The 21,794-nt window shown below is 44.0% G+C and carries 17 protein-coding genes and 1 pseudogene; 6 read left to right on the top strand and 12 right to left on the bottom strand.

What is annotated here, in order from left to right; genetic code table 11:
* Nucleotides 1-16: 16 nt before the first annotated feature.
* Nucleotides 17-826 carry an ABC transporter permease gene (locus tag DLD82_RS01725; RefSeq protein ID WP_109939387.1) on the top strand — a complete coding sequence of 270 codons (810 nt, stop codon included), beginning with the start codon at nucleotides 17-19 and terminating at the stop codon, nucleotides 824-826.
* Nucleotides 826-1,911, top strand: coding sequence for an ATP-binding cassette domain-containing protein (locus tag DLD82_RS01730; protein WP_109939388.1), 1,086 nt, complete (start codon nucleotides 826-828; stop codon nucleotides 1,909-1,911). Before DLD82_RS01725 ends, DLD82_RS01730 begins: the two co-directional genes overlap by 1 nt.
* On the opposite strand, the gene DLD82_RS01735 is transcribed toward DLD82_RS01730, so the two are convergent.
* Genes DLD82_RS01735 through DLD82_RS01750 form a run of 4 tightly spaced genes read right to left on the bottom strand, consistent with a single transcriptional unit; the run spans nucleotide 1,901 to nucleotide 6,347 of the window.
* Nucleotides 1,901-2,899 carry a formylmethanofuran dehydrogenase subunit C gene (locus tag DLD82_RS01735; protein WP_109939389.1) on the bottom strand — a complete coding sequence of 333 codons (999 nt, stop codon included), beginning with the start codon at nucleotides 2,897-2,899 and terminating at the stop codon, nucleotides 1,901-1,903. The two genes, DLD82_RS01730 and DLD82_RS01735, sit on opposite strands and share 11 nt — an antisense overlap.
* A gap of 13 nt (nucleotides 2,900-2,912) precedes the next feature.
* On the bottom strand, nucleotides 2,913-4,613 hold the full coding sequence (locus DLD82_RS01740; RefSeq protein WP_109939390.1) for a formylmethanofuran dehydrogenase subunit A: 1,701 nt from the start codon (nucleotides 4,611-4,613) through the stop codon (nucleotides 2,913-2,915).
* Between the two features lie 13 nt (nucleotides 4,614-4,626).
* Complete coding sequence (locus DLD82_RS01745) at nucleotides 4,627-5,946, bottom strand: formylmethanofuran dehydrogenase subunit B (RefSeq protein ID WP_109939391.1); 1,320 nt, start codon at nucleotides 5,944-5,946, stop codon at nucleotides 4,627-4,629.
* Nucleotides 5,946-6,347, bottom strand: a complete 402-nt coding sequence (locus DLD82_RS01750) for a molybdopterin dinucleotide binding domain-containing protein (protein WP_109939392.1) — start codon at nucleotides 6,345-6,347, stop codon at nucleotides 5,946-5,948. Before DLD82_RS01750 ends, DLD82_RS01745 begins: the two co-directional genes overlap by 1 nt.
* Before the next feature lie 1,000 nt (nucleotides 6,348-7,347).
* Here DLD82_RS01750 and DLD82_RS01755 point away from each other — a divergent pair.
* The gene (locus DLD82_RS01755) at nucleotides 7,348-8,007 is read left to right on the top strand and encodes an FmdE family protein (protein WP_245920333.1); all 660 of its coding nucleotides are present in this window, start codon (nucleotides 7,348-7,350) and stop codon (nucleotides 8,005-8,007) included.
* Nucleotides 8,008-8,012: 5 nt separating this feature from the next.
* Here the strand turns inward: DLD82_RS01755 and fdhD are convergent, their stop codons facing one another.
* The 7 genes from fdhD to DLD82_RS01790 all read right to left on the bottom strand — a co-directional run bounded on the left by fdhD (nucleotide 8,013) and on the right by DLD82_RS01790 (nucleotide 18,947).
* Nucleotides 8,013-8,804, bottom strand: a complete 792-nt coding sequence (gene fdhD, locus DLD82_RS01760; RefSeq protein ID WP_109939394.1) for a formate dehydrogenase accessory sulfurtransferase FdhD — start codon at nucleotides 8,802-8,804, stop codon at nucleotides 8,013-8,015.
* An 86-nt stretch (nucleotides 8,805-8,890) separates the two neighbouring features.
* A complete protein-coding gene (locus DLD82_RS01765) occupies nucleotides 8,891-10,138 on the bottom strand; it encodes a Coenzyme F420 hydrogenase/dehydrogenase, beta subunit C-terminal domain (RefSeq protein ID WP_109939404.1) in 1,248 nt (415 codons plus the stop codon).
* A gap of 1 nt (nucleotide 10,139) precedes the next feature.
* Nucleotides 10,140-12,200, bottom strand: a complete 2,061-nt coding sequence (gene fdhF / locus DLD82_RS01770; protein WP_109939395.1) for a formate dehydrogenase subunit alpha — start codon at nucleotides 12,198-12,200, stop codon at nucleotides 10,140-10,142.
* Between the two features lie 296 nt (nucleotides 12,201-12,496).
* Entirely contained in the window at nucleotides 12,497-13,648 is a 1,152-nt protein-coding gene (locus tag DLD82_RS01775; protein ID WP_109939396.1) for a Coenzyme F420 hydrogenase/dehydrogenase, beta subunit C-terminal domain, read from the bottom strand.
* A 1-nt stretch (nucleotide 13,649) separates the two neighbouring features.
* Complete coding sequence (gene fdhF, locus DLD82_RS01780) at nucleotides 13,650-15,707, bottom strand: formate dehydrogenase subunit alpha (RefSeq protein ID WP_109939397.1); 2,058 nt, start codon at nucleotides 15,705-15,707, stop codon at nucleotides 13,650-13,652.
* 1,324 nt (nucleotides 15,708-17,031) lie between these two features.
* On the bottom strand, nucleotides 17,032-17,844 hold the full coding sequence (locus DLD82_RS01785) for an ABC transporter ATP-binding protein (RefSeq protein ID WP_109939398.1): 813 nt from the start codon (nucleotides 17,842-17,844) through the stop codon (nucleotides 17,032-17,034).
* Nucleotides 17,835-18,947 (bottom strand): FecCD family ABC transporter permease, encoded by a 1,113-nt coding sequence (locus tag DLD82_RS01790; RefSeq protein ID WP_109939399.1) that lies wholly within the window; start codon nucleotides 18,945-18,947, stop codon nucleotides 17,835-17,837. The genes DLD82_RS01785 and DLD82_RS01790 overlap by 10 nt, the downstream gene beginning before the upstream one ends.
* 271 nt (nucleotides 18,948-19,218) lie before the next feature.
* Between DLD82_RS01790 and DLD82_RS01795 the strand changes: the two genes are divergently transcribed.
* On the top strand, nucleotides 19,219-20,061 hold the full coding sequence (locus tag DLD82_RS01795) for a class I SAM-dependent methyltransferase (RefSeq protein ID WP_109939400.1): 843 nt from the start codon (nucleotides 19,219-19,221) through the stop codon (nucleotides 20,059-20,061).
* Nucleotides 20,062-20,396: 335 nt separating this feature from the next.
* Here the strand turns inward: DLD82_RS01795 and DLD82_RS01800 are convergent, their stop codons facing one another.
* Nucleotides 20,397-20,765 carry a hypothetical protein gene (locus DLD82_RS01800; protein WP_245920334.1) on the bottom strand — a complete coding sequence of 123 codons (369 nt, stop codon included), beginning with the start codon at nucleotides 20,763-20,765 and terminating at the stop codon, nucleotides 20,397-20,399.
* Nucleotides 20,766-21,399: 634 nt separating this feature from the next.
* Here DLD82_RS01800 and DLD82_RS19290 point away from each other — a divergent pair.
* The gene (locus tag DLD82_RS19290; protein ID WP_281267964.1) at nucleotides 21,400-21,522 is read left to right on the top strand and encodes a hypothetical protein; all 123 of its coding nucleotides are present in this window, start codon (nucleotides 21,400-21,402) and stop codon (nucleotides 21,520-21,522) included.
* 84 nt (nucleotides 21,523-21,606) lie between these two features.
* Nucleotides 21,607-21,726, top strand: a pseudogene (locus DLD82_RS01805) (helix-turn-helix domain-containing protein); the annotation flags it as partial.
* Nucleotides 21,727-21,794: the final 68 nt, after the last annotated feature.

Here is a 21,794-nt window from a genome sequence, read left to right on the forward strand (position 1 = left end):
TCTTTGTTCAGTACACATGAAACGGATATTCAGGGTTCTTTCTTTCTCCTGGTTTAAGGGCTCTCTGATTTTTCTCTCCGGAGCGTTAATATTCTTTTTCTGTCTGGTATTTGCCGGATTGATACTCTGGCCAGAGCCCCGGGCATTATTCGAAGCATTGGCATCTGAAGAGATACGATTCGCAATTGAACTCTCACTGATTACTTCACTCATCTCAACCATGCTCTGTGCCGCGATCGCCCTTCCTGTTGCATATGCTCTCTCCCGGTATCAGTTTGTGTCATCCCGTCTGATGGGTCTGATAATAAGCCTCCCATTATCTCTTCCTCCCCTTGTGGCAGGTATCGCCCTCCTGATCTTCTTTGGCCCGTCAGTATTCGGCCAGTTAATCCAAGCAACCGGAATTGATATCGTCTACACCACTTCAGCCATTATAATCGCACAGTTTTTTGTGAATGTTCCATACCTCATCCGGGTGATGCGATCTGCGTTTGACTCGGTAAATCCAAGGTATGAATATGTTGCCCGGACACTTGGAGCAAGTGAGCCGGGAGTATTCTTCCAGGTGAGTCTTCCCATGTCAAAGCAGGCTCTTCTTGCAGGTCTTACAATTACATGGTCAAAAGCAATGGGAGAATTTGGTGCAGTTTTAATGCTGGCAGGGGCAACAAAGATGAAAACTGAGACATTGCCTATTGCTCTCTATCTGAATATCTCCACCGGAGATCTTGACATGGCAATTGCATCTGCCACCATTCTCCTTGCAATATCTGTTGGAACACTGGTGATTTTTGAATACTTCTTTGGTTCACGGAGGATACTCTGATGCCACTTGAAATCCGGTCTTTATCAAAAACATTAGGTGATTTTCAACTCCGGAATGTAAGCCTGACCATCAAGGACAGTGAATATTTTATAATCCTTGGACAATCCGGAGCAGGTAAGACGATCCTGCTTGAAACAATCGCCGGTATTCATCGTCCGGATACTGGGAGAATTTTCCTTGACGGAACCGATATTACCGATACCCCTGCTCGGCACCGTCATATTGGTATGGTTTACCAGGATTACATGCTATTTCCTCATCTTAATGTGGAAAAAAACATCGGTTTTGGTCTGAAACAATTAGGTGAACCTGGAGAAATAATCAGGAATGCAGTAGAAGAAATATCCGCTCTTCTTGGGATAAAACATCTTTTGGAGAGAAACCCGGAGACACTCTCCGGTGGGGAGCAGCAGCGTGTTGCCATCGCCCGGGCACTGATCATCCGGCCACGGGTACTTCTTCTGGATGAACCCCTTTCTGCTCTTGATGCAATCACCCGGAGAAAGATGAGAACTGAATTATCCCGTCTTCCATCCCTCACCGGAGTATCTGTTATTCATATTACTCATCATGCAGAAGATCTGATATCACTTGGACACCGGTCTGCGGTTATGGATGAAGGATCCGTTATACAGGTAGGAAATCCGGATGAAATATTCCAAAATCCTCAGACTCCTTTCGTTGCCGCCTTTACCGGAATGGAGAACCTGTTCTCCGGTATTGCCAGGGAAAGTCACGAAGGGAAGATAATCAGGGTTGGAACTGTCAGGATCCATGCTATCACTCCTCTCACCGGTCCGGTTTTTTTTGGTATCAGGTCTGAAGATCTGATATTTTCACGAGAAATCCTGAAATCCAGTGCGAGAAATGTCCTAAAAGCAACTGTAACAAAGATTCGGATTATGGGCTCCCTGGCCTGGGTAATGGTGGATTGTGGTATCTGCCTGACCGGGGTGCTTACCGTTCAAAGCCTGTTTGAATTAGAGATTGATGATGGCGATGTGGTGTATATTACCTTTAAAGCATCTGCAGTAACGGTATTCCCTGATGAAAATGGTACGGGAAAAAAAGGAATTATCTCTTGATTCCATCAATAAGACGTGAGACCTGCATTGGTTTCATATCAACATCAAAGGTATCATATATATATGTTCTGACCTGCTGAACAGTTGGCTCTTGATCTTTAAATGCTTCTTTCAGGTGCTCAATTTGCTTATCGGTCAGCTTTTTTCTCTTTTCTGTATGGATTGCCGGAGCTGCTGTTTCTCCTGCACCGGTCGGGACGTATATTTTTCCATAGATAACCTCGCCTTTCCGCTTTGCATGACGCTCGCCCATGTCACCGATCCAGACCTGAAACATCTGTTTCTTTCCGTCCAGTTCGACCTCTTCCTCGCCTTTCAGGATGTAGGATGGCATCATCCGCTCAACCTGTCCAAGGACAAAGATATCTCCCTTGACCATCTGGCCTCCAACCCGGCCTTTTGCATTGCCACGGATGATTATCTTTCCACCTTCTGCATGGGTACCAAGATGAACATCGACATTGCCTCCGATATCGATGGTTCCGCCAATCATGAAGGTTGCAGTGTCTGATCCGGCATTGCCCTTCACGGTAACTTTACCTCCCTGCATGCCCCGCCAGTCTCCCCGGTAGGATGCAGCAAGGTAGTTCTTTGCGTTCCCATCAACAATGAATTCTCCACCGGTCATCCCGATGGCACAAAACGAGTCAACATTGCCTTTGACATGGATCTTTCCACCTGCCATCCACGCTGCAGTGTACATGTCGGTGTTTCCCTGAACCTCGATCTCCCCGGCGGTCATTTTCATTCCGATGTACTTGACCTTGTCAGTCGGACCGGCAATGACTATCTTCGTGTCTGCAGCAGTTTCTCCTCCTTTTCCTTCAACAGAGAAGTAATCGCTTATTTTTGCAGTCTGGTTTCCAAGATGAACATGAAGTTCTCCTATTTGCTGGGCTGTTTTTCCTGCAAAATGGTCAGGAGTGACATTCTCTGCTTCCAGATAGAGATCCGGTACCTTTGTAAGGGTAAGTTTTACAATATCCATTCCTTTTCACTCCTTAATTGGAATCTACCTCAATCACGTAGGGATTTGGTACGTAGTGGTTCGAAACCTCGTAGTTGTTTATGGTCATACTGTAGAACTTGAGGAACTTCATCTGGACATCGCGTTCTACCTGCTTGTTCTCCGGTACCTTTGCATCTACCCAGAGCGTCCGCTTGTTTCCATTGCTGATAACTTCACGGTTCTCAACAACCATTGTACCGCTCTTGAAGACGCAATCTGCAGCACTAAATGCTGTTTCAATCTCTTCCGGATTTTTGATTTTATCTTCGTTCAGGTTGTATACAACAACATCTGCATCCATACCCGGAGCAAGACCACCAAAGACATTTTCAAGACCTAATGCTTTTGCAGGTCCGGCCCTTGTCATCTGAACGATCTCGAACATGCTCAGTTCACGGTCTAGGGATGCAAGGTTCGTTGCTGCAATAACCTTTTCTGAATGTTTAAAGCCCTTGAGCATCTCCTGGCGTGACTTGTCAGACATAAGCCACTTGATGACACGGGGGTAACGGGTGAATGGTCCTGCATTCGGGTGGTCAGTTGTGATGAACGTTCTCAATGGATCCTTTGCGTAGAGACCTAATTCAAGACCAATTGCCCACTGGATGGCACAAACCTTGATGTTCGGGTCGTAGACATAGGGAACGATACCAGAACTGGTCTCAAGTTCAACATCCACATTTGCCCACTTGAGGTGGTTGAGTGAAGTGAGGTGGTGTTCGAACGGACCGTCTGCGGTCATCGTGGTGGTTTCATCAAGTGTGACACAACCTAAATCCATGGTCATGTTTTTGTTCTTGTTGAAATATTCTGCAACTTCCTTTGCTTTTGATTCAAAATTTACCCAGCTGTCTCCACCATATGAATGGAACTGGACATGGGTGTGGTGAAGAACCTGCTCACGACCGAACTTGTTCTTTGCCTTCACTCCCTCAGCAATTTTTAAGGTTGCAAGGGTTGTTTCGTAGTTGCCAGGGTTTCCAAGATTGTTTGAATGGATATGAATGGAATGCGGAAGACCCAGTTGTTCGTTGGCGGTAAGGAGTCCTTTTACAATCTCTGCCGGAGTAATATCAAAGTACGGAACCGGATCATCCACGGTTGTACAGTTTTCTCCCCAACCCCATGCCTCTGAACCGCCGGGGTTTACAATCTTGATTCCATACCCCTTGGTTGTCTTCAGGAGCCAGGCAATATATGCACAGACATTATCCATCTCGTTGTTTTTCAGGTACTCAAAAACGAACCAGTTATTTCCAAAGACTGGTAATGCACCCTCGTCAATAATTGGTGTATCCTTTATCTCTTCATGGACGTGTCGTGCATAAAGGGGAGGCATTGCTGCTTCCATGACGGTGGTGTATCCCATCCGGGCATATTCGTATCCGGTCTTAAAGGTAGTCGGGATTGAGAAACCCCCAGACATCCGTGTGTTCTTTCCGGTTGGTTTATAGGTGAAAAGTTTGTCCTCCGGACGGTAGTTTCTTCCTTCATTGACTTTCGGACCGGCAACGTGTGCATGAATATCCACTGCACCGGCCATGACGGTCTTACCCTTTGCATCAATTACCTTTGCCTTAGAGGAGACCTTGTCTGCAATCTTACCATCCTTGATACAGACATCGGCGACATCTCCCTTTATTCCGGTCTTCGGGTCGTAGACTTTTCCGTTTTTTATGATATATTCGCTCATAATTTTCAACTCCTTAGTTTGCCTTCAGTTCTCTGACCCTCTTTAAAACTCCCTCGAGGAACTGCTGATCGGTGAGCATTCCTTCCGGAGGTTCGACAACCTTTCTTGACTCAATCGGGACGTTGTCCATACGATAACAGTTTCCTCCGACTTCTACACCAACAAAGGCTACCGGAACGTGGACTTTACAAATGGAGGTAGTCGGTGTGATATGCGGGTCAATTGCTACTGACGGGAGTTTTGAGATCTCCTTGACACACTGCATTGGGAAATGTGCTCCCGGATCGCTGCCAAGGACAAACATGGCATCAATCTCCTTTCTTTTCAGGACTTCAATGGTACCGGTCTCACCAGGGTTGTACCGGGCAAATCCTCTTGAAAGATCGACAGAATAAGGGAATCCAAACTGCCAGCCGAGAACCTGACCTGAACCTGTCACATTATAATGTCCCCGCATTGCTATGATGGAGAACTTGGTATAGTCGTTAAGGTCTTTGGTCAGCATGATGGCCGCATCGATGTTATGATCTTTTCCAAGAGACTGGGTTACACCCATTCCGAAGAAGATAACTCCGAAACGCCCGGATTTGAGCATTTCTGCAGCTTCATATACTTTCTCTTTTGGAACACCTGCGATGATATCTCCGGTTAGTTCCTGTCCACGGACAGCTGCACGAAGGGCCTGGAGCAATTCATAGTCATATCCCTGTTCGACCTGGAGATGAACATCAGCAAGACTTGATGTGTCAGTGCACCGGGGGTCTACTACAATGATCTTTCTCTGTTTCTGGCCCTTTCCGGTAAAGTATCCACGGGGGAAGATTGAATATCGGGACATGTGCCGGGGATGTCCATGTGCCGGGTTAGATCCCCAGAAGATAATACGATCTGCACGGTTCTTGACTTCTCCAAGAGTACAGCTTGGAATCCCCACATTCTGAACGGCAACAAGTGTGGTTCCGTGACAGACTGCTGCGGTGTTGTCAACAAGTGCACCACAGAGTTCAGCAATTTCATGCCCGACACTCTGGGATTCACAGTTGGTAGAAGACCACCCGTACATTGAGGGCTTCTTTGCATTGACCAGCATTTGTGCGGTATATTCAATTGCTTCCTCGTAGGTTATCTCTTTAAATGATCCGTCTTCCTGGAGTTTCCGGGGACGGGTTACCCGGTGGGAATGGTCAGAAGAGTGGAGGAATTTTTCTGCACCGATTGCACAGGCGTTTTCTACGCTGAGGATTTTTTTACCTTCATCATCTGTGACAACAACGAGATCATCACAGAGTGTTCCACAAAACGGACAGATTACATCGGTTACTGTTTTTGACATTATTCATCACCCCAGCATTTAGACCGGACAAGTTCGATTGAATTTAAAACTTTTTCTCTGTCTGCCGGTTCGATGGTAATTGGAACCCCCTTAAAAGTGGGCATACCTGTGCTGTAGGTTTCAGGACTGGTGACACTATTTGCCCAGGGTCCCATTGGTATAAAGGCCACCCCTGGGTGTGGTCCCTGGGTAGCTTCTATTGCTTTTACTATAACCTCGCCATGTTGGCTTTTTACCTTGACATTGGTGTTTTTCATAATGCCAAGACGCTTAAAATCAGACTCATCGATCTCGATGATCCCACAAGCTTTCATGTACTTGTCGGTTTCTTTTCCGCCTTCCATAGAGACGCCCTGTTGAATAGTGCGTCCGGAAATCAGATTGATAGTTATTGTGCTCATAGTGCTCCTCGAAACGAAGAATATCGCCGATGAACTGGGATGTGACCGGACAATTACCGGTCACAGGGTGTCTGTCCCGGAACAAGAGGACATGATGTATCCAGTGAGTCCCGTGATAACAGAAATCTTCATCTTTCAATATATTAATTTATCGTATTGGGTGAAATAAATTGATTATTTATCGGGGAGAGGGGTAATTTTATCAATATATATTGACTAAAAAATGAGTATGTTAATTATTATTGATCTTTACGATCCGCTTATTAATGTACATCTCATATCAGGGATTTTTAATGGTTGTAAATATTATTTATTTAACAGGTCTGAACCTTATTAAAAGACTTTTGTTTGTTCTCGCGCATATTGATGATTATCGGTGAAAGATTCCATCAAATTTTATAAAAATAGAATTACTGCCTTGTGTTAATGATAATCATTCTATTGATGGTGGGGTTAATCTCAAATAATTATTGCACCCCTCTCATATTATTATGAGACAGGATCATTCATGAAGGAAGAACTCGGGAAAATCCTTCACGAATTCGGGTTGATTCTGCCTCTATCACGTTAAACATGTGCCCGGTGGTAATATGCCGGACAATACATGGTGGAAATTTGTATGGTTTAACGGTATCGGTTCATCTCTGATTGTTGGAGAAAATGAGTGATAAAAATTAGATCAAATCAACTAAAAATAGTTAATAAATTTTAATATTGAATTTTTTTAATTGATAGTGTGTCATGCGTGATATGGCAATCATGTGTGTTAATTGTTGATATGAATAAACAAAATTTTGTTGACAATAGTTGTTTAGCAGGCTTACTTGATTTCTGGTGCCGCATTTCATGAAGAATATTGGTGAATGTGGGGGAGGATTATTCAATACTTTTAGTTAATAATTCCTTGTGGTTTGCAATGATGGTTGTATATTTTTAATTCCGGAAAAAATTTTGAACCCCTGTTTCATTTGAAAGGTAAATATATCAATTTGTATATGTCATGAAGTCAAATGTAATTTGTATGCCTAAACTCGGAGACGAATATTCAAAGGAAGAAATTCTCTCTCTTTTGAAAAAGAAAGGTAGTGATACAACACTTATTGACTGGTTTGACCGGTGCATTGATTTTCACCAGGGCACTGCAGCTGGTCTTCTTATTGGTATATACATGGTTGATTACGCCCTTTCTCTTCTGGATGCGAAACCTGGAGATAGGTTATACAGTGTATGTGAAACTCCAAAGTGTGCACCTGATCCATTACAGGTAATTTTACATTGCACTCCTGGTAACAACCGTCTGCGGGTTATCAATACCGGAAGATTTGCAATGACTGTGAACCGCCCAAGTGATGGTGATTTTGCAGAAGGAGTCCGGGTTAAAGTTGATTCAGCAAAACTTGCTGATACTCCGGTTTTGGAAGCATGGTTTGCAAACACTTCTAAGTTTGATAGAAAGACCATGAAGAAACAACTGGTAGAAGATATTATCAATAAAGGAACAGGCATGTTATCCTGGGAAAAGGTCAGGGTCAAAGTTACTCATAAACAAAAATGGAAAACCGGAGTGTGTTCTTCCTGTGGTGAACCTGTTCCGGAAAACCTTTTGGAAAATGGTCTCTGCCCCGGGTGCGGAAGCCAGAAATATTACGAAAAAACCTAATTTTTTTAGGAAAAAGAAATCCGGTGACTACCGGTATAGATTGTCATATTGGGTGGCCGTACAAATCCGGCTAGTGTCATATTTACTTTCTGTGCAAATTCTATTCCTCCGGCAAAAGCGGCATTATTTGATATCATAATTGATATTCCCGCCCGGTATGCTTTTGCAACCATGTCAACCGGAAGACGTCCTGAGCAAACAAGGTAGCACCGTGAGAGGTCGGTCCTCTGCATCAGGGCGATCCCCACAGCTTTATCGACTGTGGTATGTCTTCCCATGTCCTCTACTCCGCAGATAACCGTTCCTTCTTCTGATACGATAAGACTGCAATGCATACCTCCGGTACGTTTCCAGATGACTGAATATTCATCCACATGATTCATGGACTGTAGGATCGATTCTGCATCGAGGGTAAGACCGTCAGGCAAGGGAGATGTTTTCCCTCCGGGAAGAAGCTCTCTGCATGAACCACCTGAGCTGTTCTTCGAAAACTGTCCGGTAGTTATAGTGGAAGGATTTCGGGTAGTGATATCAATATTTGGGAGATTGATTGTGGTATTTTGAATTTCATCCATGGAACAGATGTATCCTTCACAAATTAAGTAACCAATAGCAAATGCCTCAAGATCAATCGGAGTAACAGACAGATCTCCTACAAGAACCCCGTTTAAAGAGAACAAAATTCTGGATTCAGTACATACTTCTACTACGGTTTCCAGGGGATTATTGCCCTGATACTTAATTACAGGAAATTTTTTTGTAATTTCTGGAATAATGTTCTCTTTTTCCGGATTCATATCTGTCACTTGTAAGAAAGAATAAGAAATTAAGAGTATTCAAGCCTTTGTGAAATACTGGTAGTTATTGAAAAAAAAGAGTGATATTATTCATTTTCTGCAAAAATGTTCTTGTAGATTGAATCAGTGTGAGTTGCATCCAGACGTGCACGCTCTGTCTTTTCTTCAACAAAAGCATGAATTGGCGGAGTCATATCCCGCCCTGGAACATGGCCGAACATCTTCTCAACTTCAACCTGCTGTGAGTGCATGAAGAGAGCATTCGGGATTTCCATTGGGCAGAGTTCCTCACACTGACCACAGTTGATACAGGAGTCAGAGACGTGAGCAAACCGGATCAGGTGGAACATAAAGCTGGTCGGGAGGACACCAGGGGCTACATACCAGGGCTTCTTGGTGGAACATTCGACACAGTAACAGATCGGACAGGCTTCTACACAAGCATAACACTTGACACATTTTGAAGACTCTGACATCATGAGTTTCAAACGGTCCTTGCCCTGACCAAGGCCTTCGAAGTCACGGTGTCTCCATTCGTCTCCGAGTTTGAGCATTGCCTTCTCAACCTTGCCTCTGATCTCGATACCCTTTGGATCAGCTGCACTTGTCTCAAGAACACCCTTTGATTGAGCACTGTTTACGAGGCTTGCACCTTTTTCAGAGCAAATTTCAAGGAATGTTGCCTTACCTGCCTTGTCTCCGATGACTCCCCAGTTACCTGCAGCAATATCTGCCTGGCGGGGTACTTTCATCTTACAGCGGCGGCAGTTGGAACGACGTCCGTATCCTTCCTCTTCAAGTTCATCAATCTTGATGCCCTTGTGTCCACCCTCGTACTCGATGATGAACTGACCCTTGTCGATCTCTTCCTTGTGAACTTTGTCAGGATCAACTTCGAACTTGTTAGCAATCATCCTCCGGGCTGCAACGGGGCTTACTGAACCTCCACAGTTGACACCGATCATGATGATGTTATCAAGATTAATCTGATTCCGCTTTGCCAGTTCATAGAATGCCATGGCGTCACAGCCTTTACAGGTGACTGCGAGTTTCATGTCCTTTGCCCCGTTCAGGTATTTCTTGATAAGTTTGGGGATAAGGAGGGTACCACAGTGCAGGGAACCAGCGGTCTGGATGATGTCTTCAGGGTTTGTAATGACGGTTGGAACTGCATCATACAGGTCTTTGCCCTTCTTGATTGCAACAACAGCATCGACCATTTTGGTTTCAAGTGCATGTTTCAGAAGGGCGGTTACTGCTCCTCCACACTCTCCTTTCTTCTGGATTTCAGCATCTTTTGCCCAAGCGTATATCATATCGCCTTTTGCTGCCATCTTAGTTACCTCCAAACTTTTCAATTGAAATGGCACAGTGCTTGAGTTCCGGCATCTTGGACATTGGGTCAAGTGCGGTGTTGGTCAGGTTGTTGACCCCCTCAGGGAAGTGCATGGTCATATAGACGACACCCGGTGCAACTTCATCGGTGACACGTGCGAGTGTCTTGGTTTCTCCACGGCGGCTTTTCAGCTTGACGTATTCGCCATTCTTGATACCAAGGCGCTTTGCATCTTCAACGTTGATTTGAGCATATGACTCAGGAACTTCACGGTGCATATCTGCTGCACGACCTGTCTGGCTCCGGGAGTGGTAGTGGAAGATGAGACGCCCGGTCATAAGGGTGAACGGATACTCAGCATCAGCAACTTCTGCCGGTGGACGATATTCAATACCAAAGAGGTTACCCTTTCCGTCTGCAGTTCCGAACTTTTCACGGTGCAGGATTGGGGTTCCCAGATGTTCCTCTGTCGGACATGGCCAGCAGATTGATTCTGGTTTTTCAAGTTTCTCGTAGGTGGCTCCGAACATGGACGGAGTAACTGCCCGCATGTCATCCCAGACATCCTTTGCAGTCGGGAGTTCAAAGCCCTTAAGGCCCATCTTGGCTGCAAGCTCTGATATGATGTGAATATCTTCTTTTGCCTGACCTGGTGGGTTTACTGCTTTTCTGACACGGTTGATACGGCGTTCTCCGCTGGTGAATGTTCCGTCCTTTTCTGCGAAACAGGCACCTGGCAGGATGACGTGTGCATACTGACAACTCTCAGTGAAGAAGATGTCCTGAATAACAAGGAAATCAAGTTTCTGAAGTTGTGCCTTGACTAGGTTAGAGTCAGGATAGGTAACAGCCGGGTTCAGACCGAGGATATACATACCCTTGATTTCTTCACCACACTGCTTGATCTGCTCCACCAGGGTAGCTCCATACCAGTCTGGAAGATCAGTGATACCCCAGGCCTTCTCCATCTTGGCACGGTTGTCTGCAACTTCACACTTCTGATACCCGGAGTAGACGTTCGGGTATGCACCCATGTCACAGGCACCCTGCACATTGTTCTGTCCACGAAGCGGGTTGACACCGACACCCTCACGACCGACGTTTCCGGTCAGGAGAGCGAGGTTACCCATGGATCTGACGTTGTCAGTACCGGTGGTCAGTTCAGTAATACCAAGACAGTAGATGATGACTGCATTCTTTGCTTTTGCATATCTGAATGCCATGTCTTTTACAACATCAAGAGGAACACCGTGGATTGCTTCTGCATCTGCATAGTTCTCTACGGTCTTCTTGAGGTCGTCAAAACCGTTAACCCGGTCACTGATGAATTTCTTGTCTTCCAGACCTTCCTTGATGATCCAGTACATCATGGAGTTTGCAAGGGCAATGTGAGTTGACGGGTTAAACCGGACCCAGGTGTCAGCCAGACGAGCCGTCATGCTGTATCGTGGGTCTACAACAACAATTGGGATCCCTCTCTTCTTTGCCTGGGCGATTCTGCGTCCGGCAAGGGGATGTGCTTCAACTGCGTTTGAACCCCATATCAGGATGAAATCTGAGTTCAGAGCATCTTCAAAGCCGTTTGTTGCTGCACCTGAACCAAATGAGAGTGAAAGACCTGCAACAGAGGGTCCGTGACAGATACGGGCACAGTTATCAACGTTATTTGTCTTGAATCCAACCCGTGCGAGTTTCTGGAATATATAACAGTCCTCATTGACCGTTCTGCATGAGGTCTGGAATCCAAGTCCCTTTGGGCCATGTTTGTCGTAGATTGCCTTCAGATTCTTTGCAACAAGGTCAAGGGCCTCTTCCCAGGAAGCCTCAACAAACTTCCCGTCCTTTTTGATGAGAGGGGTTGTCAGACGGTCAGGGCTGTGAATGTGTTCCCAACAGGTGACTCCTTTTGGACATAGTTTTCCTTCGTTGATTGGAGATCTCTGGTTTGGTTCAACACCAACAACCTTCCCATTGCTCACTACCAGGTTTAATGTACAACCAACACCACAGTACGGGCAGGTAGTTGCCACATATTTCATTAGTTCTGTATTTTCACTCATATTTCACCCGAATTTAGCTGGTGAAAGATACCAAATCTTTGCAGGTAAAGAGCTTGCGCTCATCAGGTAATGCATGCTTTTTTGTAACCAGGCACACAGGAATGGACAACCCGAAAATGTCCATGGGTGTATTCGCACACCCCCCTGATTACAATGCAGAGAAGTATTGTTACGGGTATGAATATAAATCTGGCGAAATAAATCGCGAAGTTGGTGATTAGTGGTGGGATATGTGTGTGGTTAGCATTATCTGTAAAACAGATGATAAGCGGATATGCGAAAAAAGAGGGGGGTAATTAGTTCTTGTAAGGTGCTGCTCCAAGTTTTGGAACGTATGCATTGTCCCCTTCAACTCTGATTGCATGTGAAATGAGAGCCAGTGGGATCTCAACCGGACAGAGTTCCTCACATTGACCACAGTTTACACAGCTGTCAGAGATGGAAGCAAACCGGCGGAGGTGGAACATCGGGTCTGACGGGATATAACCCGGACGAACCATGTATGATTCTGGTCTTCCCTCAAATGGTGTTGAGATACAGACCGGACACTTTTCGATACAGGAGTAACACTTGATACACCGGGATGTCTCTTTGTTGATAAAGTCCCAGAGATTGTCACGAAGTGCGGTAAATTCCTTCTTGCGCCACTTTTCTCCGAGTTTGAGCATTGCTCCTTCGGTCTTGCCTCTGATCTCAATTCCCTTAGGATCAGCTGCACTGGTCTCCAGTTTCTTTGCAGAAACTGCTTTGGAAATGAGATCAGCACCCTTGTCACTGCAAATTTCAACAAAGGTTGCCTTTCCTGCTTTCTCTCCTATAACTCCCCAGTTTCCACAAGCAAGGTCTGCCTGGCGTGGGATTTTGTATTTGCACCGGCGGCAGTTGGTACGGCGTCCGTATCCTTCATCTTCAAGTTCATCGATCTTGATGCCCTTGTGTCCGCCTTCGTATTCGATGATGAACTGGCCCTTGTCTATCTCTTCCTTGGTTACTTTATCGGGATCTACACCGAACTTCTCACGGATCATCTTCCGACCCTGAATCGGATTGACTGATCCTCCACAGTTGACACCGATGGTGAGTACGTTGGCCATGTTGATCTCGTTTCGCTTTCCAAGTTCGATAAGGCTCATGAGGTCGCAACCTTTGACTACGACACCAACTTTCATGTTTTTTGCCCCGTCCAGGTATTTCTGGATGAAGGTGGACATGAGAAGGGTACCACAGTGGAGGGATCCGGCAGTCTGATCAAGATCCTTTGCATCGGTTATTGCAACCGGAACTGCATCATAAAGGTCAAATCCTTTCTTTACTGCGACAACGACATCTACGATCTTGTTTTCCAGAGCGTATTTGAGAAGGGTTGTTACTGCACCACCACACTCTGCCTTCTTGGCAACACCACTATCGGTTGTCCAGGCATAGATCATATCGCCTTTTGCTGCCATCTTAGTTCCCTCCCATCTTTTCAATTTTCACAGCACAGTGCTTGAGTTCAGGCATCTTGGACATGGGATCCAGTGCGGTGTTGGTCAGGTTGTTGACACCTTCGTTAAAGTGCATGGTCATGTAGAGAACACCTGGTCCTATCTCATCAGTGACATGAGCGACTGTCTCTGTCTTTCCACGTCGGCTGGAGATCAGGATCTTCTCATGCTGTCCGATACCGAGGCGTTTTGCATCCTCGTGATTAATCTGGACATATGAGGCTGGAACTTCATAGTGAAGTGCTGCACTTCTGTCTGTCTGTGAACGTGAGTGATAGTGGAAGATGAGACGACCGGTCATCATGGTGAACGGATACTCTGCATCTGCAACTTCTGCCGGCTGGCGGTACTCGATACCAAAGAGGTTCCCCTTTCCGTCAGCAGTTGAAAATTTCCCGATATGCAGAATTGGTGTTCCTGGGTGATCTTCAGTCGGGCAAGGCCACACAATGGATTCTGGCTTCTCGAGTTTCTCGTATGTTGCACCAAACTGACTTGGTGTGCAGTTCCGCATGTCATCCCAGACGTCCTTTGCGGTTGGAAGGTCAAAGCCCTTCAGGCCCATCTTCTTTGCAAGTTCTGCGATGATCCAGATGTCTTCCTTTGACTTGCCTGGTGGGTTGACTGCTTTTCTGACACGGTTGATACGGCGTTCACCGCTGGTGAAGGTTCCATCCTTCTCTGCAAAACAGGCTCCCGGAAGAATGACATCTGCATAATTACAGGATTCAGTGAAGAATATGTCCTGAATAACAAGGAAGTCAAGTTTCTGGAATTGTGCCTTGACCAGGTTTGAGTCCGGATAGGTGACGACAGGGTTCAGACCAAGTACATACATTGCCTTGATTTCATTACCGCATTGCTTGATCTGTTCAACCAAAGTGGAACCATACCAGTCCGGAAGTCCGGATGTTCCCCAGGCCTTCTCCATCTTGGCACGGTTCTCTGCAACTTCACATTTCTGATACCCTGAGTAGACGTTCGGGTAAGCACCCATATCACAGGCACCCTGCACATTGTTCTGACCACGAAGCGGGTTTACACCAACTCCCGGACGACCGACGTTTCCGGTCAGCAGGGCAAGGTTACCCATGGAACGAACGTTGTCAGTTCCGGTGGTAAGTTCAGTGATACCAAGACAATAGATAATGACTGCATTTTTAGCAGATGCATACTTGTATGCCAGTTCTTTAACTGTTTCAAGTGGTACACCATGGATTGCCTCAGCATCAGCATACTTTTCAACTGTTGCCTTCAGGTCTTCAAAGCCGTTGACCCGCTCTTCGATGAATTTTTTGTCCTGCTTTCCTGCCTTGATGATCCAGTACATCATCGAATTTGCAAGAGCAATATGGGTAGACGGGTTAAACTGGATCCACTTGTCTGCAATCTTTGCAGTGGTTGAGAGACGTGGGTCTACTGCGTAAATTGGAATCCCTTTCAGTTTTGCCTGCACCATACGGCGTCCGGCGAGGGGGTGAGCTTCCAGTGCATTTGATCCCCATACCAGGATAAAATCAGAATTCAGGGCATCTTCAAAGCCGTTTGTTGCTGCACCAGATCCAAAGGAAAGTGAAAGACCTGCAACTGAAGGTCCATGACAGATACGTGCACAGTTGTCAACATTGTTTGTTTTAAAACCTACACGTGCAAATTTCTGAAAGATGTAACAGTCTTCATTGACGGTTCTGCAGGATGTCTGGAATCCGAGTCCCTTTGGTCCGTATTTGTCGCTTGTTTCTTTGAGTTTCTTAGCGACGAGGTCAAGGGCTTCATCCCATGATGCCTCAACAAACTTCCCATCTTTTTTAATGAGAGGCGTTGTTAGCCGGTCAGGGCTGTGAACATGTTCCCAGCAGGTAAGACCCTTAGGACAGAGTTTCCCATCATTAATGGGACTTCTTTTGTAAGGCTCTACACCAACGACCTTTTCGTTTTTAACAACAAGGTTCAGAGTACACCCGACACCACAATAGGGGCAGGTTGTTTGTACATATTTAATTAAATTGCTGTCGCTCATTCTTTCACCCGAGTTCTCAGGGTGGAATAGTCCACAGTGACCCAGCAGTTCCGGGTCTTAAGAAATGGCGATCACAAGAGCAGGAAACCACACGAAACCTGCATAGGACAATTTACCATTTCTAACTCTTGCCTATTCCAACCGGATTGTGGCGAATTTAGTGTGCTCTCACCCATTGATGAGATAACACAGGCAATTCTCTAGTAGCAGTAATCAGGAGAACAATTCCTTTTTTCTTCTGATTACTCTTTTTCTGTTTCAAAACGAACCATGATAACGTGATTCATATACTGTGAGGCATCTGAATTAGCCTGAATACCTGACCCTTCAGGTATATTTCCATCCTGCTATATGCGAGTACACAGTACAATTGATTCGTTCAAAATAGAATGGTATAAACTTTCCGAATTGTTTTTAATGATGAATGCAAAGTTGTGAGGGCGTATATTAAGGAAACAAAAAAAATTTGGAATTTCTATTAAATATCCGAAAACATGGAAGAAATATAATTATTGTCAAATTTGACAATTGTATTAATTATATTTCATGAACATTCAAAAATTTCAAATATTTTTATCTTATTCCGGATTCATGAAGGACAAGCGCGATCAAGAGAAGTTGTGTGTGTAAATTGGATTTTAGGCAGAAACTCTGTGAATTATCGTATGGCAGACCCATAAAGAGGAAAAGAATGTGATGACCGAAAACCGGTCTATTGTGTGTGGTTTAGTCTTTTCCCGGTTAACCCTGAGAGATCCCGAATCTTTATGGGTCATTACTCATGTTACCTCACCAGATGTTCGGTAATGTATGAGTATACCATCGTTGCTCCTGGACAGATATATGTAGTTTAATTGTGTAGTCCAGTGTAATAATTATTATATAGCAAAAAGATTTGGGAGGTATAGATCTTCTTAATACTAGAATTATACGTTTTTAGTTGGATTTGTTGATGACTTAATCACCCATACCATTGATAATTTGATTGTTTCTATGGTTTTTCCGGTGTGATTGATGAAGCTGATACATAAGAGCGGATCATGAGCATGTCAGATGAGATTGTCGAATTGATTGTACCTGGGATAAATAGTGCCTGGGAAGTAAAGATGGAACCAAAGGGGTTGGATACATCTTCTTAAATGAGTTAATATTCGGTAAAATGAGTAAAAAAGAGCAAAAGGTCCACATTTTTCTGCATGTGATATCGTCTAATTCTAATAATCGCAATAACAATTATTTCAATAATCTAACTTTGTGTTCGTATATAAGATTATTATCTGTTGTGTTTTGCCATGGAAATCAATTTTTTTACAAATATTGAGAGTTATCCTTTAACCGGGCAGTAACATCCTGGTTGGTTTTTTATTGGAATGCATACTTTTCTTCCGGCTATTTCCACATATTCCACCCGGATATCTACGTGATATGTCTCTTTTAACGAATCATTCGTGATAACCTTTTCAGCCGGACCTATGGTAGTAAACGAGCCGTCTTTCATAATTCCGACAACATCTGAGACCATGAATGCATGGTCCGGGAAATGAGAAGTCATCACAATAGTAATTCCTCGATCCTTTAACCGTTCGATCAGTGAGAGAACCTGCATCTGGTTTCCAAAATCAAGATGAGAGGTTGGTTCGTCAAGGAGCAGGAGTTCAGGTTGCTGGGCAAGAGCCCGGGCAATGAGGGCCATCTGGTGTTCCCCACCACTTACTTCGTTTATTGACTTGTCAATAAGGTGCATAATCCCTGCTTCCTGGATTGCCATGACAGCAATTTCAAGGTCTTTTTCCTCTGGAGAGGAAAAGGGAGAGATGTAGGGTGCACGACCCATGATGACATATTCAAGTACCGTATATGGAAAGGCAACCTGGTACCCCTGGGGGACGTAGGCAATTCGTTTTGCAAGTGTCTTTCGGTCAATTGTTCTGATATCTGTCCCGTCTAACCGGGCAATTCCTTCCTGATACTCAAGAATGTCTATCATACATTTCATGAGGGTGGACTTTCCAGTTCCGTTTGGCCCGATGATACAGAATATCTCTCCGGTTGTGAGGGAAAAGGAGACATCCCTGAATATGTCTCGTTTCCCGTCCCAGCTGAACCGGAGTTTTTCTGCAGAATATGTCAGGCCCATCCTGTCTTCCTCCTCCATAGCAGGTATGCAAAGAAAGGAGCACCAAGGAGTGCGGTGAGAATTCCAAGTGGGATTTCTGTAGCAATGAGAGTCCTTGACAGGTCATCCATGACCAGAAGATATGATGATCCCATGACAATCGTCAGTGGAAGCAGTTTTTTGTAATCCGGGCCGGTGATCATTCTTCCAAGATGGGGAACAACAAGGCCGACCCATCCGATAATACCACTGATGCAGACTGATGCAGCGGTGAGAAGAGTCGCACAGACAATAATGACGCGGGTAATCTGTTTAAGGTCAATTCCCAGAGTTTTTGCCTCATCAGGACTTAAAGCAAGAAGATTAATTCTCCATCGGATGAGCAGAAGGATTGATCCACCGATGAGAATTGCAGGGAGAATGGCGTATATATCAGAATACCTGACCGATGACAGGCTTCCCATGAGCCAGAAAACAATGGTCGGGAGTTTTTCGTACGGGTCGGCGACATACTTGGTAATTGATAAAAGAGCACCAAAGAAGGCAGAGATAATCACTCCGGATAGGACCAGGATAAGGATCTGGCCGCTTTTATAGAGTTTTGAGAGAAAATATGAGCCCATTACGGCGAGGATTCCTCCGGCGAATGCAGACAACTGGATCATCCATGCCGCTGTTGAGTAGAGGATAGCAACCGCTGCACCAAACCCTGCACCTGATGAGACTCCCAGGATGTCCGGAGATACCAGGGGGTTTTTAAATAATCCCTGATATGCCGCTCCTGCCATAGATAGGGCAGCTCCAACGATTACTGCAGCGATAATGCGGGGAAATCTTACCTGGAAGAGAATTGTTTCATCAGCGTTTGTCCATGTCCGTTCCATGGGGAATATCTGTGAAAGAAGAATTTTTACAACAGTAACCGGTTCTACTTCATAACGACCGATGAACAGAGACCAGAACATTACGGCGAAAGGGAGAATGAAAAGAAGAATCCGGACATTCCTTGCGATATGAATTTTTTGCTTAATAACATTCAGATCATAAGCAATTTCAGGGATTCTTATCGATTCAATTGATGAGACGGGATTATTTTTTACCGGAGCGTGTTCTACAGAGTCCATAAGCTACCTTAAGTAAATTTTCCAGGGTTCTTTACTAACCTCAGTGAAGCTGTGCAAAAAAGGTTGTCATTTTATGTTTAATTAAACTTGTTTGATTAACTATTATATGGTACTGATTTCTCTACTGATATTTAAGATATAAATCCTGAAACATTCTGTGGTTTTTTTTCAAATTGTGTTCAAAAAATTAAATTTTGAAGTGTGATGTCAGTTGATTAGTCAATTGAATTTCAACAGGTATTTGTGTTCACAACCGACATTTTATTGATTCATGATTGATGTTAATCAGATTGACTGGAATGAGGCATGGAAAAAACCGCATGGAGAGGAAGAAAAAAAATCAGGATTTATTAGTTGTGGGAGAAGGTGGACCGACCCGGAGAGGTGCAGACGGTTCAGTGATGCGATGAAAGAGGATAACTGGGCTGGTTCATATTCCAGAATACAGGCGATGGATATTACACCAACCTCCCGGATTCTTGATGTAGGTGCTGGTCCTGGATCTCTTGCAATACCTCTTGCAAAAAAAGTTGCTCATGTAACCGCGGTGGAACCCTCCGGAGGTATGCTTACCTGCCTTAAGGAAAATATTGCAGAGGCCGGAATTGAGAACATAACCATTGTCCCAAAAAAATGGGAGGATGTGGATATTCGTTCCGATTTGAATCCTCCGTATGATATTGTTTTTGCATCATATTCTCTTGGGTTTCCGGACTTAAAAGAGGGATTACTGAAAATGGATGCGGTATCGTCTAAATACGTCTACATTTTCTGGTTTGCTGATATGAGGTCTCCATGGCAGAGAAATTATCGTGAAATCTGGAAGGACCTGTATGGTGTTCCGGCTCCTTCGGGGACTAAAGTGAATATTGTATTCAATCTCCTGAACCAGATAGGAATTTTCGCCAATGTTGAAGTGACAAAAGAAGAGAGTGTACATAAGTATTCAACTTTTGATGAAGCAGTTTTCGATCAGAAAGTAGGACTAAATCTTGAAACTGAAAAGCAGGAGAAGGTCCTCCGGAAATTTCTGGATAAAAAAATCAAAATAGAGAATGGTAAGTTTGTTCATCGTGAGATCTCACTACGGGCGAAAATCTGGTGGGAAAAATAACTATTTCTCTCTCTTTTTTAGAGTAAATAACTTAAAATAACTTATATTACCTTTAATTTTCCTGAAATTCACTTTGAAAAATCGCAGAATATCAGAATGACGATAACGAATGAAGTGTGCATTATTTTAAAACCCTGATTTTGATGATTTTTTATGCTAAAATCTGTATTAATGTATTATATGAAAAACAGGGCATGCAGGGATTTCTAAAAGGTAAACCGGAAACAAAGGGGCGGTTTCATTGTAGATATAATCAGTATCTGAAAAATTTTATTATTTATCTGATTATTAACAGGATAAGATAACTGCAGATGTTTTTTCGGAAATAATAGAGATTATTGAGTTTTAAGTAATTCACGGACCTTTTCAATCTCTTTAACCTTCTCTTCGTAATCTCCGACAATATCTTTTTTTAATTCATCCAGAATATCATCAAGTTTTCTATAGAGGTGGTATATGAGAACAGGCCTCCCTTTATTCTCAGTAACCTGGTTAATTTTCTTTATCCATTTCCTCTTTATCAGATCATTAAGAGCAATGCTTACTTCAGGTTGCCGGAGATCGACCACCCGTTCAATAACCCGAGATGTCAGATCAATATCTCTGAGCATCAGAACCAGGACTCGGGCAGTATTTTTCTTGACCCCGATATCCCAAAATAAATCTGCAATCTCCTCATCCCCCCTGGAGAATTGCAGAGACATATCGCCTCCCACCATAGAGCACCTACATATATAATGTATTGAATAATATATTCGAAATGGGATATATCTTTGCATCCGTGTATTGGTCGGGACAAAAGAAATAAAAAACCCTGCTTTTCATGAAATATGATAATTTCCTCTTCTTATAATTAAAACGAAATTTTTCTCCAGAGTAAAGAGTTGGGGATTCCAATAGGCAGGAAAAAAATGTTTGACTCCTTTTTTGTGGCAGGTTAATGAAATTAAAATGAGATGACAAACTCAATTCATTCCCGGAGAAGTATATTCCCGGAAATTTTCAACGAAGTTCCGATTGATAGATAATTGAAATGATACCTCTAAAGAAATTTTGGTTCACCTCCTAATTTGACAGTTGTTCTGATTGCACCTACCCGTTTTAAAGAAATAAAAAATGTCAGAATTAGAATCTGAACAAGAATTGCGAAGGGAAGGCAGGCAGGTTTAAAACAACAGGGTTTTCTTTCCTGTTGTCAAATAAAAAAATAATTCAAAATATCTGATGTAACAGTGGTTCTTTCCAATCTGATTTGCATCCCGGAGTGTGTCCTATGATTATGGCATTTTTAACCGATGAGGCTGGCCCACAGAAAAGATTGTGTTTCAGGAGGTATTCATGACAAATTTTCTTTACGAGGTAATTGAGCTCTTAAGACCGGTTATCGGTGAAGAACTAGCAGAAGAAACCGTCATCATACAATGCCAGAGATTAGGAATGTTTGCGCCGATTCAAAAGTGACCCACCTATATAAGTAAACGCCAATTCAATTTTGACCCACCCCTAAGGTAATCGTCGAAACTCTGCCATCAGCAGGTGGTTGGGGTGATTTCTGTGACTGACATCCACGAGATTCAGCATCTTTATGAAAAACTTGGATCAATTAGAGAAGTGGCACGCGAACTTGGACTCTCACGAAACACAGTAAGGAGGTATTTAAGGGAAATTACCGATGTTCAGGAAGGGATTTTAGAAGAATTAAAGCCAGGGACTCGGATCATAATCCAACCTAA

Source organism: Methanospirillum stamsii (assembly GCF_003173335.1).
GTDB classification, from domain to species: domain Archaea; phylum Halobacteriota; class Methanomicrobia; order Methanomicrobiales; family Methanospirillaceae; genus Methanospirillum; species Methanospirillum stamsii.

What these genes read in the sequence shown, in the direction of transcription:
- DLD82_RS01775 (WP_109939396.1), bottom strand. Translation starts at nt 13,648, where the DNA reads ATGGCAGCAAAAGGCGATATGATCTATGCCTGGACAACCGATAGTGGT.
- DLD82_RS01740 (WP_109939390.1), bottom strand. Translation starts at nt 4,613, where the DNA reads ATGAGCGAATATATCATAAAAAACGGAAAAGTCTACGACCCGAAGACC.
- fdhF (WP_109939395.1), bottom strand. Translation starts at nt 12,200, where the DNA reads ATGAGTGAAAATACAGAACTAATGAAATATGTGGCAACTACCTGCCCG.
- DLD82_RS01745 (WP_109939391.1), bottom strand. Translation starts at nt 5,946, where the DNA reads ATGTCAAAAACAGTAACCGATGTAATCTGTCCGTTTTGTGGAACACTC.
- DLD82_RS01765 (WP_109939404.1), bottom strand. Translation starts at nt 10,138, where the DNA reads ATGGCAGCAAAAGGCGATATGATATACGCTTGGGCAAAAGATGCTGAA.
- DLD82_RS01735 (WP_109939389.1), bottom strand. Translation starts at nt 2,899, where the DNA reads ATGGATATTGTAAAACTTACCCTTACAAAGGTACCGGATCTCTATCTG.
- DLD82_RS01730 (WP_109939388.1), top strand. Translation starts at nt 826, where the DNA reads ATGCCACTTGAAATCCGGTCTTTATCAAAAACATTAGGTGATTTTCAA.
- DLD82_RS01795 (WP_109939400.1), top strand. Translation starts at nt 19,219, where the DNA reads ATGATTGATGTTAATCAGATTGACTGGAATGAGGCATGGAAAAAACCG.
- DLD82_RS19290 (WP_281267964.1), top strand. Translation starts at nt 21,400, where the DNA reads ATGACAAATTTTCTTTACGAGGTAATTGAGCTCTTAAGACCGGTTATC.
- DLD82_RS01800 (WP_245920334.1), bottom strand. Translation starts at nt 20,765, where the DNA reads ATGTCTCTGCAATTCTCCAGGGGGGATGAGGAGATTGCAGATTTATTT.
- DLD82_RS01785 (WP_109939398.1), bottom strand. Translation starts at nt 17,844, where the DNA reads ATGGGCCTGACATATTCTGCAGAAAAACTCCGGTTCAGCTGGGACGGG.
- DLD82_RS01750 (WP_109939392.1), bottom strand. Translation starts at nt 6,347, where the DNA reads ATGAGCACAATAACTATCAATCTGATTTCCGGACGCACTATTCAACAG.
- DLD82_RS01790 (WP_109939399.1), bottom strand. Translation starts at nt 18,947, where the DNA reads ATGGACTCTGTAGAACACGCTCCGGTAAAAAATAATCCCGTCTCATCA.
- fdhD (WP_109939394.1), bottom strand. Translation starts at nt 8,804, where the DNA reads ATGAATCCGGAAAAAGAGAACATTATTCCAGAAATTACAAAAAAATTT.
- DLD82_RS01755 (WP_245920333.1), top strand. Translation starts at nt 7,348, where the DNA reads ATGAAGTCAAATGTAATTTGTATGCCTAAACTCGGAGACGAATATTCA.
- fdhF (WP_109939397.1), bottom strand. Translation starts at nt 15,707, where the DNA reads ATGAGCGACAGCAATTTAATTAAATATGTACAAACAACCTGCCCCTAT.
- DLD82_RS01725 (WP_109939387.1), top strand. Translation starts at nt 17, where the DNA reads ATGAAACGGATATTCAGGGTTCTTTCTTTCTCCTGGTTTAAGGGCTCT.